The sequence below is a fragment of the Paenibacillus sp. P5_B5 genome (genome assembly GCF_056400365.1).
Genome location: NZ_JBFULK010000010.1, coordinates 171,852 through 187,257, shown reverse-complemented (window position 1 = coordinate 187,257; position 15,406 = coordinate 171,852). Strand labels below are relative to the sequence as shown.

Sequence of the window (15,406 nt, the reverse complement as noted above, 5' to 3'; positions counted from 1 at the left end):
AAAATGTTTAATAAAGTCGATGAATAGTTAAGATCTGAGGAAAACTTAAACTAACAAAGCAGGCTGCAAGCGAATATCGCTGCAGCCTGACAATGCGTATTAGTGATATAAAACTACTCAACTAGCTTTCTTTCGGCTTAAACGTGTGACAACATGTGCTTGAGGAAGTTTTCGCAACATCTTGATGTCCTTCAAATTCATCTGCAAATTCAGAATCATAATGTTTGCTCGCATGCTGATCAATATCAATTATGATCGAATCAGCGTTACATAGATTGTTCTGTCCCCAGAAGGAACAGTTCGACACGGAGCATTTCACAAATGGTTTCATCAATTGATCACCCCTCTGTAAACTTTCCCGCTTTGATAATTATGTATACCGACTTTATGATGAACACCATTTATTACTAACACATTCTGATTTGCATAATTAAGGTTCTGACTTCTAAAACTAAGAATACGAAGAACGTAAATCAATTACGATTTGTGTGCAAAAATTAGATAAGGGGTATGACGATGGGAAAAATAATATATGGCATTGTTCTGGTAGTGTTAATGGGACTCGTTCTTTATCCCACACATAATACAAAGAATCCAAATACTCCTCAACAGTTTGCGGAAAAAGAGCCACAACCTATTTCAGATACACATCCTGAAATCACAGCCAAACAAGCTCTAATCGATGAAGATGTCCGAATTACAGAGGAATTAAGTCGTTCACATAACTTAAATGCTGCTGCAGAGCAGCTAAAGCTTATGCAAACAGATCAGACACCGTCTGAAGCTTCTCTTCTTGCCAAAGTATCTGCTTGGCTCGCTAAGCAGCATAATTTTATTTATCTACAATATGGGGGGATACCTCAGCAAGGTAATCCTACTCCAAAACATCATTATGGTGAAGTTTCACCACAAGTTCTAACAATGGCTGGTGAATATTTAGAGGAAGCAAATAAAGCTATTAAATCGAGCAAATCTTATACTTCTCCTCGCTTCCAGGTTGATAATAGATCATACTTTGTCTTTGGACAGCGATCAGCCGATGGAAAGCATTATATGGCAGGCATCGTCAATCAGGATGTTCTTCAAAATGTCAAAGATCATCAAATCACAAATATGCGATTAAAGCCATTTCATAGTGAGAATAAACCAAATATCAAGACAGTTGAGCCTGGTACCCTAAAAGCCAAATCAACTCAAAACAATCAAAATAATCAAGCCAATCAAGCCAATCAAGACAATCAAGAATCAAATCATTATGAACGAAATCAAGTGGTTGTAAAATTCCGCAAGCCCCCTAGCACTACTGACTTGGGTCAAATTTTATCTCAAATAAATGGAGCCGTCTTACAGAAATTTGACAAAACCATTGTATTTAGATCGAATACAATGGATGCCCAAGCATTAATTCATTATTTTCGCAAATGGAATGTAGAATATGCAGAACCCCATTATCTCTACATGACCAATAGTCGTGAAGCTTTTATTAAACCCATATTAAGAAAAAATAACACTTCACAAACACAACAAACTTTTACACCCAATGACAATTTATATTCACGTTACCAATGGAATCTTCGACAGATCGGAACTGAACAAAGCTGGGCTCTTAGCCCAAATGCCAAAGATGTATTAGTCGCTGTAGTCGACACTGGAGTCGACTTAACTCATCCGGATATGAAAGAACATTTAGTGAAGGGTTATAATGTAATTAAACCGGAGGCAGATCCTGAGGATGATGTAGGACATGGAACACATGTTGCAGGGGTAATATCGGCAATTGTTAACAATCACTTAGGAATTGCAGGAATGACCCCGACAAGCCGTGTACTACCTGTCAAGGTTCTTGATGAAACTGGCGCTGGCAGTACTTATGCAGTTGCACTAGGTATTATTTGGGCGACAGATCATGGCGCTAAGGTAATTAATATGAGCCTTGGGAATTACGCTACCTCTAATTTTCTGCATGACGCCATTCGTTATGCTTATGACCACGATGTTGTACTCATTGCGGCAAGTGGCAATGATAATACGAATCGTCCTTCATATCCAGCTTATTATCCAGAAGTATTTGCCGTTTCCGCTTCAGATTCATCGAACCAACGAGCATCCTTTTCTAATTATGGCGAATATATTGATGTTGCTGCTCCAGGTGTAAATATTCCGTCAACCTATCTCAAGCATCAATATGTATCCCTTTCAGGTACATCTATGGCATCGCCTCATGTCTCAGCTCTTGCTGCATTAATTCGCGCAACGAATCCCAATCTACGTAATACAGAGGTGATGGATATTATGCGTAAAACAGCTCAAGATATAGGTGAACCGGGTACTGATCTTGATTTTGGTTACGGACTGATTAATGTACCTAAGGCAGTAGAGGCAGCAATTCAATATTCGAAATGAAATTCGAAATAAATCTAGAGAAAATCGCAAAAAAACCGTCCATAGTGGACGGTTTTTAACGTTCTGACGGAAAGATTGCCGTAAGCCGGGTTCTGTACTTCCAGTGGTAAACGGGCGAACAACCCTCCCACCATTGAAGTGACAATCATCTATCTAGGCCATACATTGCTGCACAGCTCAAGCGACCAACCCGGATGCACCTCGGGCTAAGGCTGTTTATTTCCTATGAAACATAGTCATAAACTGCATCCCTCTTAGGTCTTGCTCCAAGTGGGGTTTACCAGGAACATAGTCACCTATATTCCTCGTGGTCTCTTACACCACGGTTCCACCCTTGCCTGTGTGCTTTACAGCACCATCGGCGGTCCATTTCTGTGGCACTATCCTTCAACTCGCGTTGACTGGACGTTATCCAGCACCCTGCCCTGTGGAGCCCGGACTTTCCTCTCGCAGTAGCTTCCTACTGCCAGCGATTGTCTGTCAATCTTTCCGTGTTGCATTGCTAAGTATACTCGGTATTCCTAAATGATTCAACTATGAATCTTTGGAAATTAGATAAACGTAAATGGCTCTGTATTAACTTGGGAATATATGACACTTGTATCATATTTCTTCTCAGCAAACCGTTTACGCATATAGTCAGCAACTGCTACTTTCATGACCTTCTCAACATTATGACCCACGTCGATTATCGTCATTCCAGCGGCGAGCGCATCATGCGCTGCATGATAGTCAACGTCGCCGGTGACAAGTACATCGGCTCCAGTGAATTGTGCGCGTTTCCAGTAGCTCCCGCCCGAACCACCTAGCACCGCAACCTTGCGGATAGTACGATCTAAGTTGCCGACAACACGGACTGTCGGCACATCAAATGCACGCTTCGCTTCATCTACAAGCTCTGCGAGTGTCATTTGGGCGGGAAGCTTGCCAACCCGTCCAAGCCCGAACGTTCTCCCCTTCAGATCAAGGGGATAGAGATCGTAGGCTACCTCTTCGTAAGGATGCGCCTTAAGCATAGCTTGCACGACCCGGCGCGCTGCATTCTCAGCTACAATCGTTTCCAAGCGCACTTCATCTGCATGCTCGAACTTCCCTACCTCACCTAGAAAGGGCTCGGCACCTTCCCTTGGCATAAATGTCCCTGTGCCTTCTATATTGAAAGAGCAATGACTATACTGTCCAATCCACCCTGCACCAGCTTTAAAAACTGCCTGCTGCACCGCTTCATGATGTGTTTTAGGTACGAATACAACAAGCTTATTCAGCTTCTCTGTATGAACTTCCTCTAAATGAGTAAGATCAGTCAAACCAAGCTTCTCAGCTAAAATATCATTAATGCCTCCAGTTGCTACATCTAAATTCGTATGAGCAATGTAAACCGCGATATCATGCTTAATCAATTTCTCATACAGTTTACCTGCAGGAGTATCTGTTTGCAAATGGGTCAGCGGTCTAAAAATAATGGCATGATGGGCGATGATTAATTCAGCACCTTCAGCTATTGCCTCTTCAACGACTTCATTCGTCACATCGAGAGCAACCATTACTTTGCGAACTTCTTTGCTTAATGACCCAAGCTGCAGACCAATCTTATCATCCGGCATTGCATAAGCTTTGGGAGCAAGCTCCTCGAATAACGCGGTTATGGTTGCACCTTTTGCATACATATGAGCACCTCCTGAATGCGTTTCATTTCGTGCGTCAGCTCTTGTTCCTTCTGCCTCGATGCTGGCAAATCAGAATTCGCAAGATTTTGTCTGATACGCTCCATTTGGACTAATTCCGCTTCCCATTTAGCAAACCATATCGGTGAAGCAGCAAAATTAATCAAATAAGGTCCCATGCGTAATAGCATTTCTTTATCGATTAGTACGAGAGGTTCGCTGTCATAGTTACGAGGAGCGTACAACTCTATCCGTTGTTGTTTATGTACAGTTTCTGCAGGAACAGCAGTAAGAATTTCATAAATCTTGTCATCCTCTTCAAGGATCGTTTCACTCGACAAGAACCAATCATTGTCCATAAGCCAGCGACGTACCATTTCCTCGCCAACATTCGGTTGTAATATAAGCTTCTTAATTCCAAGTAACTTATGCTTTCCTTGCTCAAGAATAGAGGCAATCAGGCTACCACCCATTCCTGCTATCGTAATTGCATCTACTTCACCAGCTTCAATTACTTCAAGTCCATCACCAAGACGAACTGATATCGAGGAATCCATCTGTGCGTCACTCACTTGCTTCTGTGCTGCTTCAAGCGGCCCTTGATTAACTTCTCCTGCAACAGCAAAAGAAATCAAACCTCGCTGCATCAGAAAGGTTGGCAGCAATGCATGATCTGATCCGATATCTGCTATTCGAGCACCTTGCGGTACTTGATCAGCAATCATTTCTAAACGCTTCGATATTTTTATCATATGTTATACGACCCATTTCATCCATTTTTTTCGTAACACGAACATTAGTAAACCACAAATGAATAACTTACCAATCAGAGATGCCTGCATAACTAATAATTCAGGCTCCACCTGTATGAACATTCCATATAATTCGGGAACGATCCATGCCATTACTCCTACAAGGAGTAATGTGCTCGCAATTTCTTTGCTCCTATGATGAATAAACCATCCAATCCAAATTAACAGTAAGGCAATTGGTACATAACTTAACTGTAGATCACTCCAGTCCATCTCAACTAGCTGATTATTCAGTAGCCAACCGTAAGTAAATAACAGTGCTATTAAACCACATACCTGCAATACTCTCATCCGGCCAAAAATACCGATAATAAGCCATGTGACAGCACTTACTGCAATGTAACTTATGTAATAGAATGGTTCCGTATTCTCAATTCCTTGTATGACCAATATGCCAAATACAAGCAAAGCAAGTGACCCAATTCCACAAAACGCATATGTTAGGAGTGGCATTCGATCTCTGAGCATAAAACCAACTACATAACAGAATACAATAAACATAAGAGAAACAGCAACCTGAGCCATAAGATTAAAGTTTAAAAGTGTAAAGCTTAGGATAACAAGCGCTAATAGACCAATACCTAATATAATGAATATCCAATTTTTCCAATTACTTGGTTTAGTGGGTAGAATCGATTTGAGTTTTTTGTCTTCTACTCGATTCTCCTCCTGTTCACTACGGTATAGATTCATCAAAAAATCACAGTACTGCTCAGGCAGCAGCTTGGATTGTCGCCATTGCTTTATTTCTGCAACGATTATCCTTCTTTTTCCTTCATCCATAAATTCACCTTCCCATAACCATTATCGGTTGTTGAAAGCGGTTATATTAGGCTAAATCATGAAGAACTCGTTCGTTTCTCCACTCACAAAAATGGACTGCCCTGCAAGCAGATGATCTACTTGAGTGACAGCCCACTTTAATTAGCTTATCTATTTGTTGTTATTCAAGGAAATCCTTCAATCGCTTCGAACGACTTGGATGACGTAGTTTACGCAATGCTTTGGCTTCAATTTGGCGAATCCGTTCGCGCGTAACTCCGAATACTTTACCGACTTCTTCGAGCGTCCGTGTACGTCCATCATCAAGACCAAATCTCAAACGAAGTACATTTTCTTCCCGTTCAGTAAGCGTATCTAGGACATCTTCCAGTTGTTCTTTAAGTAATTCATAAGCAGCAGCATCTGCAGGTGCAAGAGCTTCTTGATCTTCAATAAAGTCACCAAGATGGGAATCATCCTCTTCACCAATTGGCGTCTCTAAGGAGACTGGTTCTTGAGCTATTTTCATAATCTCGCGAACTTTGTCTGTGCTTAGATCCATTTCCTTAGCAATTTCCTCAGGAGTTGGTTCACGACCTAATTCTTGCAATAACTGTCTAGACACACGAATCAACTTATTGATCGTCTCAACCATATGCACTGGAATACGAATAGTTCTTGCTTGGTCAGCAATCGCACGTGTAATCGCTTGTCTAATCCACCATGTCGCATAGGTAGAAAACTTAAAGCCTTTGTCATAATCAAACTTCTCAACTGCTTTAATTAAGCCCATATTACCTTCTTGAATTAAATCAAGGAATAACATGCCACGTCCAACATAACGTTTAGCAATGGATACAACAAGTCGAAGGTTAGCCTCCGCTAAGCGACGCTTTGCTTCTTCATCACCTTGCTCAATCCGTTTAGCTAAGCCTATCTCATCTTCCGCAGACAATAGAGGAACACGTCCGATTTCTTTAAGATACATACGGACTGGATCGTTAATTTTAATACCGGGTGGTAGAGACAAGTCATCCGTAAAACTAAACTCATCTTGCTCCTGCTCTACTCCGCGTCTATTAGGCATATCTTCCTCATCATCGGATTCACCGCTTACATCGATGCCAAGCTCAGATAATTGCTCATAAAACTCATCAATTTGATCCTGATCTTGTTCAAATGGAGCTAATTTTTCCATTATATCTTTATATGTCAGTGAATGGCGTTTTTTACCAAGTTCAATGAGCTGTTCTTTAGCTTGCTCTAATGTGAGCTCTGTCTCTAGTTCAGTACGCTGATCGTTGGCCATAATGCATCTCCCTCCTACCTAGAATTAGCAATTCTATTTACGCTCTGCCAGCTTGTTTTCTAGGGATATCTTTTCTAAAGCTATTTGTACTGCACGAAGCGAATCGCCTTCTCGCTCTGCACGAATAATTTCTTCCTTCTTACTGTTGATTTCTTGCTGCAAGGCATAATTAATAATCTCTCGAATGTAATGATCAATAATTTCGAAACTAACAACATGACCATCTTCGATGATAGCGATTGAAGAAGCGAGTTTCTCTAATGCTTCATCTCTGAGGGTCGCTAGGAATGCGCTATGACTGAGTTCATCATGTTCTGTGTAGTAACTGTATAAATAAGCAGCTAAGACTGCGTGAGCTTCTACGTTAAAACCGTCACCTAAATGCTCTTGCACGTAGCGGCATACTTCACGGTCATTCATCATAACCGAAAGAAGCAATCGTTCGGCACGGTGATAGGCTTGGTATTGAACTATACCAACATCCGTTCTCCCATTATTCATAACATTATTCCACCGTTTTTGTTTCTTATCCCCGACCTTCATCTTTTTTTGCTGCAAAAGCCTAGTTTCATGAAGACTATGCTTGAGAACTTCATAAGATTCATCAAATTCCATTGCTAAATCTTTAAGATAATGGTCACGTTCAAGTGGTGAAGACAACTCAGCGATTATTTCAACTGCAGCTTGCAGATATCGAAGTCGGTCCCCTTCTTCATTCAGATTAAAATTTTTGCGGCTGTACAGAAGTCTAAAGCGCATTGATGGAACAGCACCACGGATAATTTCACGAATAAACCGTTCTTCTCCATATAAATCGATATATTCATCTGGATCTTTGCCATCTGGAAGTATTGCAATTGATACGTTGCAATTCACTTTCTCCAGTAGCGAAATACTCTTATTAGCAGCAGCTTGTCCCGCAGAATCGCCATCATAACAAATAACAACTCTCTCTGCTAATTTACGGACAATCTCTGCATGCTCGGGAGTAAACGCCGTACCCATTGTAGCTACACCGTTATGAACACCAGCACTCCATGCTTTGATCACATCCATAAATCCTTCAAAGAGTATAAGTGTTTGATCTTTGCGAATTTGAGGTCGTGCAGCATGTAAATGAAAAAGAGAACGGCTTTTATTAAATAGCATCGTCTCCGGAGAGTTCAAGTATTTTGGTTGTACATCGCCAAGCGCTCTACCTGCAAAAGCGATAATACCACCTGAAGTATCGCAAATCGGAAACATAATCCGATTACGGAACCGATCTACGAAGCCCCCTTCCGATTTAGCCGATATTAATCCGCCTCTTTCCATCAACGGTAAAGAAAATCCACGCTTTTCAAGAAGTTGTGTTAGCGTATCCCAATTAGCAGGTGCATAACCTATACCGAAGGTATCAATCATTTTGTCAGATAGGCCGCGGGACCTCACATATTGTAAAGCTTCTTTACCTTGATCTGTATTCCTTAAAATATATTGATAGAGCTTTGCGGTTAATTCGTGTGCTTTCATTAAAGCTGTGCGATCAAGCCCAGTTTGTGTCTGAGCTGGTGTGGTACTATCCCATGTGATTTCAATGTTAGCATCGACCGCAAGTCGCCTTACTGCTTCGGCAAAAGAATATCCTTCCATTTCCATAACGAATTGTATGGCATTCCCACCTGCTCCGCAACCGAAGCAATGGTAAATTTGTTTTTCTGGTGTGACTGTAAAGGAAGGTGTCTTCTCAGAGTGAAAAGGACAGAGTCCCTTAAAATAATGCCCTTGTTTGGATAAACTTACGTATTTACCGACAATGTCTGCAATGTCATTACGACTTAAAATTTCCTCAATGACCTTGTCAGGAATTCGTCCGTTTCCCATACTGAAATCACCTTCATTTCTGGTGGCACGTAAATATAATTCGCTACAAGATTCTATTCTCCTGCAAATGATTCAAAAGTTTTGTCATACTTTGTAGAAAATCTTGCTTTTCTTGACTCGTAATTGGCTTCGGTCCTTTGGTGTATTTCCCATTTCGCCTCATTTTGGCGTGTGAGTGCCTTCGTTCCAATAATTCATCCATATTATCATTCGTAAAAATTAATCCTCTTGGTGACATGACATGTGCACCCTTAGCAAGTCCAAGTGCAGCTAAGCCATAATCACCTGTAATTAACACATCGCCAGTACGAATCCGATTGGCAATATGCAAATCAGCTGATTGATCAGAAGGATCAACTTGAACAACTGTAATAAGATCTCCGCTCTCAGTTAGACGATGGTCGTATGAAGCAACTAATATCACAGGTACATGAGAAGCTTGTCCAGCATCGATAATTTCTTTTTTGACAGGACAGGAGTCCGCATCAACAATGATATGAAATGATTCCATGATCTATTAGACTCCAGTACTCTACAATTTACCGTATCTATTATATACGATAGTTGTCCAAAAAATCCTGCTGCTCTTAATACGCAGTTTATAGTAAATAAGTTGCATCCAAATTTCGGCTATTACAACTGGATACAATCGCACATAGTACAACAGTTTTAAATAATCATAAACAAGAATATTAAATAAACAAAATGATTATAGGCACTAAGAAACGGCCTCGCCGTAGAGATTACCAGAAAGTATAAGATCGCTTAAGATCTTATACTTACTCGGCATTCTTAACGGCTCCGCCGTATATTAGTAAACACTAACTGGAGTTTTGGAGTTTACCTATTACCAGACAAGCTTGTGAAAATCTGCGAATCGTTTGCAATCCGTAGATATACCATTTAATAAAGCCAAACGATTACGACGAACTGCTTCATCATCAACCATAACCATTACGCCATCGAAGAAAGCTGTGATTGCTTCTCTAAATCCAGTTAATGTAGTTAAAGCTTGCTCCATAGCACCTTCATCCAGCTGAGAATTGTAGAGTGTACGATTCAATTGCCAGTGATCAAATAAGGTTTGTTCAACGGATTCTGTGAATAAAGCAGGATTTACTTGTTCGTTACTATCCGCTTTAGAAGCCAAATTGTTCACTCGGTTAAAGGACTCAACTGTAGTTTTGAAATCAGGCTGAGCAATTGCATTCATCAGAGCATCTGATTTGCTAACAACTGCACAAATATCATCATAGCCAGCACCCATGATAGCATCGATCACATCATAGCGAATTCCTTTTTCTGTAAGCACATTTTTGACCCGTAAGCCAAAGAACTCGATCATGTCGGATTTAATTTCTTCAGAAGCTCGTTTCAATAAACCAGCAGATTGCAGCACTTGGTGAGCTAAATCGAACAACTGAGGTAAAGCTATGTTTAACTTATGATCAAGAATCATTTGGACAATACCCGCTGCTTGACGACGCAAAGCATATGGGTCTTGAGAACCAGTCGGTATAATGCCAATAGCAAAACAGCCTGCGATTGTATCTAACTTATCCGCGATGGATACGATTGTACCTACCAGTGATGCAGGTGATGAGTCACCTGAGAAGCGTGGCATGTAGTGCTCGTTAATAGCCTTAGCAACAGCTTCCTTCTCCCCAGCAATACGGGCATAATCCTCGCCCATAATTCCTTGAAGCTCTGGGAATTCATAAACCATCTGACTCACAAGATCAAATTTACAAATATTTGCTGCGCGATCAACATCTGACTGCACTTCGCTATTAGCTTGCAATGCAATTGTCAAGCTTCCTGCAATGTTCACGATGCGGCGAACTTTATCTCCGATGGTTCCAAGCTCCTCATGGAAGACAATTGTCTCAAGACGCTCTAAGTAATGAGTGATCTCACGCTTCTGGTCTTCTTGATAAAAGAACTTCGCATCCGAAAGGCGTGCACGAAGAACTTTCTCATTACCACGCGCTACAACATCCAGTGATTTATTATTACCGTTACGCACAGTAACGAAGAATGGTTGTAAGTTACCTGCACTATCAAGTACAGGGAAATATCTCTGATGCTCACGCATAGAAGTAATGAGCACTTCTTGCGGAATGTTCAAGAACTCAGGATTGAAAGTTCCGTACAACACAGTTGGGAATTCAACCAAGAAGATAACTTCCTCAAGTAAATCTGCTTGCATCGGAACACTCCAGCCTTGTGACTGTTCAAGTGTATTAATTCCGCTAACGATCAGTTGTTTACGCTCATCGATATCTACAAGCACAAATTGCTCACGAAGTGTTTCTCTATATAGCGATGCTTCGCTAATACTCGTATCATTACCCAAGAAACGATGTCCACGCGATATACGTCCCGATTGTACCCCTGTAATCTCGAATGGCACCACTTCACTACCTAATAAAGCAACAAGCCAGCGAATGGGTCTAATGTATTTCAGATCCTTCGCTCCCCAACGCATATTCTTAGGGAAGGATAGCGAAGTTACAAGCCCTGCTAAGCCTTCGCTTAATACAGTTTGGGTGTCAGCCCCTTGTAAATTCTTCTCTGCATATATATATTCAACTCCTTGAAGCTCTTGGAAAAAGAACTGCTCAGGTGTAACTCCTTGAGAACGAGCAAATCCAAGTGCAGCTTTACTCCATTCACCCTTATCATCTAGGGCAATTTTGCGTGATGGTCCTTTTACTTGCTCACTAATATCTAAGCCCTTCTCCGATAGACCTGATACTAATACGGCTAAACGACGCGGCGTAGCATATGTCTTAATCTCATCAAACTCAATTCTTGCATCTTGTAGAAATTTAGTCATCTTATCTGCTAGCTGATTAACAGCATCACGTATGAATCTGGCAGGAATTTCTTCCATACCAATCTCAAGCAATAAATCCTTAGCCATGTTACACCTCTCCTTTCTTCAGAAGCGGGAAGCCAAGACGTTCTCGTGCTTCCAAGTACACAGTTGCACAGCCTCGCGCTAAATTACGAACACGCATAATGTATCCTGTACGCTCAGTAACCGAGATCGCACCACGAGCATCAAGTAGGTTAAACGTGTGTGAACATTTAAGTACATAATCATAGGCAGGGAATACAAGTTCAGCTTCTAGAGCTCTTTTGGCTTCAGCTTCATAAGTTGTAAATAGGCCGAACAGCATTTTAGCATCCGAAACCTCAAACGTATATTTGGAATGTTCATATTCAGGCTGTAAGAATACATCACCGTATTTAACACCATCCACCCACTCAAGATCATATACATTCTCTTTATCCTGAATATAAGAAGCTAGACGCTCAAGTCCATATGTGATTTCCACTGAAACTGGGCTCGCATCAATCCCGCCGACTTGTTGGAAGTAAGTAAACTGTGTTACTTCCATTCCATCTAACCAGACTTCCCAGCCAAGTCCCCAAGCACCGAGTGTTGGTGATTCCCAGTTATCCTCTACGAAACGAATATCATGTTCAAGCGGGTCAATTCCAAGACGCTTCAAGCTTTCTAGGTATAATTCTTGAATATTGTCTGGTGACGGCTTCATGATGACTTGGAATTGGTGATGCTGATACAAGCGATTTGGGTTCTCCCCATAGCGGCCATCTGTTGGTCGACGTGAAGGCTCAACATAAGCCACATTCCATGGTTCCGGTCCAATCGAACGCAGGAAAGTCATCGGGTTAAATGTCCCCGCTCCTTTCTCTACATCGTAAGGCTGCACAATAATACATTGTTGCTCTGACCAGAATTTTTGTAACGTCAAAATAATACTTTGAAAATTCATGTTTCATGCCCCTTTCCACTGTTCGAATCACTAACGAATACACGCAAGGCAAGCTGAGGAGATGTCGGTCTGTATGAGTAAAAACAAACACAAAAAATCCCGTCTCTACGCCTGACCTGCAGACATAGGGACGGGATTCATAAGCTCCCGCGGTTCCACCCTATTTGACCAACATCCGTTCGGAGTTGATCCACCTTTATGTTTAGAAGCGCTCCAGAATGCCTTTTCATCGACTGCGTAAGACCGGACTTTCACTAGCACCGGCTCGCTTGACTCCGCCTATCGATTACTTCTTTCCTTCTACACGCTATTCAAGTTAAATCTGTTTAAGCTTTACTTTCATGAATAATAGCAAACTGCTGTATTCTTGTCAATAAATCACTATTTAAAATAGACTCACGTTTAAATCCGTTTAAATATCATACTTCTCCATTTGTTCTAGAAAAGAACGAGATTTAAAGCGGATACCAACATGTGTATCCATATAAGCTCGCATACATTCTTTAAGTTCATTCTTAGTGTTTGGTTTCACATCAATTGAACCCAATCTACGTAAATCAAGTCGTTTAAATAATCGTAACAACTTCCATGTTGACTCACTAATGACAATAGCAGTGGAATCTTTATACGCACATTGCGAGCAAATCATACCACCCATTCGTGAACTGAAGAGCATACGAGCTGTAACTGCATCACAAGAAACACATTTCTCAAGTTCGGGTGCATAACCAGCCGAAATCAACAGCTTATGTTCAAGTAGATGCGCGACGATCGCCATATCTTTGCCTTCTTCGATTGCTTCTAGTCCTGCTTGTAATTGCTCAAATAAGTATGCGCTTGCATCTTCATCCGAAGACATACGATCTATTAATTCAACAAGATACGCTGAATAAGCAGACTTATATAGGTCTTCTCTTAACTTATGAAAAGGCTTTATCATTTCACCATTATTAAGCGTACCCATCTGACCTGGACCAGATCTAAAAAAAATAAAATCGCCTAAAGTAAAAAGCTGTGTGACAGCACCGAGGCGACTTTTCACTTTCTTCGCCCCGCGAGCCATCACACTAACTTTGCCCATCTCACGTGTATACAAGGTAATGATTTTATTGCCTTCCCCGTAATCCATGCTGCGCAGTACGATTCCTTCTACTCTGTGTAGCATGTGACTAGTTCCCCCATGCACTATAATTAAAACTCAATTATCTACTTCGTCGAACTCTGGATCGAAACCATCATCGTCTTGATTATTAAAATTATTCCGATCATCTTTAGAAACTTCTTTATAAAGCATATATGCACCAAGATCGCCTGTCGTCCAGAAGTAATTCCACGAAAAGTTTCGCATGTATATCGTCCTCTCCATCGACATGACTAAATGTTCATGTAACTTAGGATGATACTTTTAGGTCAACGATATGCGATACAAAACTTGCCAGACATAGATCTAGTGATTAATCATTCCTAAAACCAAGATCACGTAGAACACGCTCTTGATTACGCCAGTCCTTCTTAACCTTAACCCAAATTTCTAGGAATGTTTTGGAACCTAGAAGTGCCTCAATGTCAGAACGTGCTTGAGCACCAACTTGCTTCAATAAAGCACCATTCTTACCAATAATAATTCCCTTTTGGGAATCACGTTCAACATAGATAACCGCTGAAATATTTACAAGACCATTGGGCTGAACATGCATATCCTCAATTGCAACTGCTATAGAATGCGGAATTTCTTCTCTTGTTAAATGTAAAATTTTCTCACGAATTAGCTCTGCGCAGACGAATTGCTCAGGATGATCCGTCACTTGGTCTGCTGGATAATATTGCGGACCAGGAGATAAGTATTTAATAATTTGTTCCAGCATTGTATTCACATTATTCCCATTCAACGCTGAGACTGGAATGATTTCGGCAAATGGGTATAGATCTTTGTATTTCGTAATGATTGGAAGTAAAGCTTCTGGATGAATTTGATCAATTTTATTGAGCACCAATATCACGGGTGTTTTAACTTGCTTAAGCTGCTCAATTATGAAACGATCACCGCCGCCAAAACCATCAACTACATCAACAAGGAATAAAATCGCATCCACTTCACCAAAGGTATTCTTAGATACCTTCATCATGTAATCGCCTAACTTCGATGTCGGCTTGTGAATACCAGGGGTATCAAGAAACACGATCTGAGCCTCATTCGTTGTATATACACCATGAATCTTATTTCGAGTCGTTTGTGGCTTGTCTGACATAATTGCTATTTTCTGTCCAATTACTTGGTTCATCAACGTTGATTTACCAACATTCGGTCTACCTATAATTGCTACAAAGCCTGATTTATAGGATTGTTTATTTGAATTCATGAATTTCCTCCTGATGATGTTAAATCTATATTTGTAAAAGCTCCAGGGAGTAAGTCAGCGACAGTAGTCACAGCCACATCGCCTTTTAAATTACTTAAATATACTGGCATATCCGGTGCACATAACTCGATTAGCACTTGTCTACATACCCCGCAAGGAGATATTGGAACATCCGTGTCTCCAATCACTGCAATTGCGAGGAAAGATTTCGGCTCATAGCCATCAGCTATTGCCCGAAACAACGCTGTGCGTTCAGCACAATTAGTTGGACCATAAGCAGCATTCTCTACATTACATCCTAGATGTACATGACCATCAGCTGCTAATAATGCAGCACCTACATTAAAATTTGAGTAAGGTGTATATGCTTTCTCCATTACTTGTTTAGCTAATGTAATTAGTTTTTTTGATTCCATTTCAGCCAGCT

At 40.9% G+C, this 15,406-nt stretch carries 14 protein-coding genes and 1 other RNA gene; 1 reads left to right on the top strand and 14 read right to left on the bottom strand.

Features of this window, described 5'->3' with window-relative positions; all coding sequences use genetic code 11:
• Positions 1–121: 121 nt before the first annotated feature.
• Positions 122–331, bottom strand: a complete 210-nt coding sequence (locus tag AC1DOK_RS14985; RefSeq protein ID WP_477555094.1) for a DUF1540 domain-containing protein — start codon at positions 329–331, stop codon at positions 122–124.
• A gap of 185 nt (positions 332–516) precedes the next feature.
• Here AC1DOK_RS14985 and AC1DOK_RS14980 point away from each other — a divergent pair, with 185 nt between their 5' ends.
• Positions 517–2,403, top strand: a complete 1,887-nt coding sequence (locus AC1DOK_RS14980; protein ID WP_477555093.1) for a S8 family peptidase — start codon at positions 517–519, stop codon at positions 2,401–2,403.
• A 66-nt stretch (positions 2,404–2,469) separates the two neighbouring features.
• Here the strand turns inward: AC1DOK_RS14980 and rnpB are convergent.
• The 13 genes from rnpB to AC1DOK_RS14915 form a co-directional block, all read right to left on the bottom strand.
• Positions 2,470–2,892, bottom strand: an RNA gene (gene rnpB / locus AC1DOK_RS14975) — RNase P RNA component class A.
• Between the two features lie 62 nt (positions 2,893–2,954).
• Entirely contained in the window at positions 2,955–4,070 is a 1,116-nt protein-coding gene (locus AC1DOK_RS14970; protein ID WP_477555092.1) for a Nif3-like dinuclear metal center hexameric protein, read from the bottom strand.
• Positions 4,046–4,819 (bottom strand): tRNA (adenine(22)-N(1))-methyltransferase, encoded by a 774-nt coding sequence (locus tag AC1DOK_RS14965; protein ID WP_477555091.1) that lies wholly within the window; start codon positions 4,817–4,819, stop codon positions 4,046–4,048. The genes AC1DOK_RS14970 and AC1DOK_RS14965 overlap by 25 nt, the downstream gene beginning before the upstream one ends.
• A 3-nt stretch (positions 4,820–4,822) precedes the next feature.
• Positions 4,823–5,662 carry a hypothetical protein gene (locus AC1DOK_RS14960; protein ID WP_477555090.1) on the bottom strand — a complete coding sequence of 280 codons (840 nt, stop codon included), beginning with the start codon at positions 5,660–5,662 and terminating at the stop codon, positions 4,823–4,825.
• 160 nt (positions 5,663–5,822) lie between these two features.
• Positions 5,823–6,950, bottom strand: a complete 1,128-nt coding sequence (gene rpoD, locus AC1DOK_RS14955; protein WP_477555089.1) for an RNA polymerase sigma factor RpoD — start codon at positions 6,948–6,950, stop codon at positions 5,823–5,825.
• Between the two features lie 33 nt (positions 6,951–6,983).
• Positions 6,984–8,813, bottom strand: coding sequence for a DNA primase (dnaG, locus tag AC1DOK_RS14950; RefSeq protein WP_477555088.1), 1,830 nt, complete (start codon positions 8,811–8,813; stop codon positions 6,984–6,986).
• 43 nt (positions 8,814–8,856) lie between these two features.
• Positions 8,857–9,324, bottom strand: a complete 468-nt coding sequence (locus AC1DOK_RS14945) for a YaiI/YqxD family protein (RefSeq protein WP_477555087.1) — start codon at positions 9,322–9,324, stop codon at positions 8,857–8,859.
• A 336-nt stretch (positions 9,325–9,660) separates the two neighbouring features.
• Positions 9,661–11,739: a glycine--tRNA ligase subunit beta gene (gene glyS, locus AC1DOK_RS14940; protein WP_477555086.1), complete on the bottom strand. Its 2,079-nt coding sequence runs from the start codon at positions 11,737–11,739 to the stop codon at positions 9,661–9,663.
• Position 11,740: 1 nt separating this feature from the next.
• Positions 11,741–12,619 (bottom strand): glycine--tRNA ligase subunit alpha, encoded by an 879-nt coding sequence (glyQ, locus tag AC1DOK_RS14935; RefSeq protein ID WP_477555085.1) that lies wholly within the window; start codon positions 12,617–12,619, stop codon positions 11,741–11,743.
• 412 nt (positions 12,620–13,031) lie between these two features.
• The gene (recO, locus tag AC1DOK_RS14930; protein ID WP_477555084.1) at positions 13,032–13,784 is read right to left on the bottom strand and encodes a DNA repair protein RecO; all 753 of its coding nucleotides are present in this window, start codon (positions 13,782–13,784) and stop codon (positions 13,032–13,034) included.
• Between the two features lie 33 nt (positions 13,785–13,817).
• Positions 13,818–13,967: a YqzL family protein gene (locus AC1DOK_RS14925; protein ID WP_477555083.1), complete on the bottom strand. Its 150-nt coding sequence runs from the start codon at positions 13,965–13,967 to the stop codon at positions 13,818–13,820.
• A 106-nt stretch (positions 13,968–14,073) separates the two neighbouring features.
• Complete coding sequence (era, locus tag AC1DOK_RS14920; protein WP_477555082.1) at positions 14,074–14,979, bottom strand: GTPase Era; 906 nt, start codon at positions 14,977–14,979, stop codon at positions 14,074–14,076.
• Complete coding sequence (locus AC1DOK_RS14915) at positions 14,976–15,395, bottom strand: cytidine deaminase (RefSeq protein WP_477555081.1); 420 nt, start codon at positions 15,393–15,395, stop codon at positions 14,976–14,978. The genes era and AC1DOK_RS14915 overlap by 4 nt, the downstream gene beginning before the upstream one ends.
• Positions 15,396–15,406 lie beyond the last annotated feature (11 nt).

Coding starts and splice junctions, on each gene's coding strand:
- AC1DOK_RS14985 (WP_477555094.1), bottom strand. CDS start 331: ATGAAACCATTTGTGAAATGCTCCGTGTCGAACTGTTCCTTCTGGGGA.
- AC1DOK_RS14980 (WP_477555093.1), top strand. CDS start 517: ATGGGAAAAATAATATATGGCATTGTTCTGGTAGTGTTAATGGGACTC.
- AC1DOK_RS14970 (WP_477555092.1), bottom strand. CDS start 4,070: ATGTATGCAAAAGGTGCAACCATAACCGCGTTATTCGAGGAGCTTGCT.
- AC1DOK_RS14965 (WP_477555091.1), bottom strand. CDS start 4,819: ATGATAAAAATATCGAAGCGTTTAGAAATGATTGCTGATCAAGTACCG.
- AC1DOK_RS14960 (WP_477555090.1), bottom strand. CDS start 5,662: ATGGATGAAGGAAAAAGAAGGATAATCGTTGCAGAAATAAAGCAATGG.
- rpoD (WP_477555089.1), bottom strand. CDS start 6,950: ATGGCCAACGATCAGCGTACTGAACTAGAGACAGAGCTCACATTAGAG.
- dnaG (WP_477555088.1), bottom strand. CDS start 8,813: ATGGGAAACGGACGAATTCCTGACAAGGTCATTGAGGAAATTTTAAGT.
- AC1DOK_RS14945 (WP_477555087.1), bottom strand. CDS start 9,324: ATGGAATCATTTCATATCATTGTTGATGCGGACTCCTGTCCTGTCAAA.
- glyS (WP_477555086.1), bottom strand. CDS start 11,739: ATGGCTAAGGATTTATTGCTTGAGATTGGTATGGAAGAAATTCCTGCC.
- glyQ (WP_477555085.1), bottom strand. CDS start 12,619: ATGAATTTTCAAAGTATTATTTTGACGTTACAAAAATTCTGGTCAGAG.
- recO (WP_477555084.1), bottom strand. CDS start 13,784: ATGCTACACAGAGTAGAAGGAATCGTACTGCGCAGCATGGATTACGGG.
- AC1DOK_RS14925 (WP_477555083.1), bottom strand. CDS start 13,967: ATGCGAAACTTTTCGTGGAATTACTTCTGGACGACAGGCGATCTTGGT.
- era (WP_477555082.1), bottom strand. CDS start 14,979: ATGAATTCAAATAAACAATCCTATAAATCAGGCTTTGTAGCAATTATA.
- AC1DOK_RS14915 (WP_477555081.1), bottom strand. CDS start 15,395: ATGGAATCAAAAAAACTAATTACATTAGCTAAACAAGTAATGGAGAAA.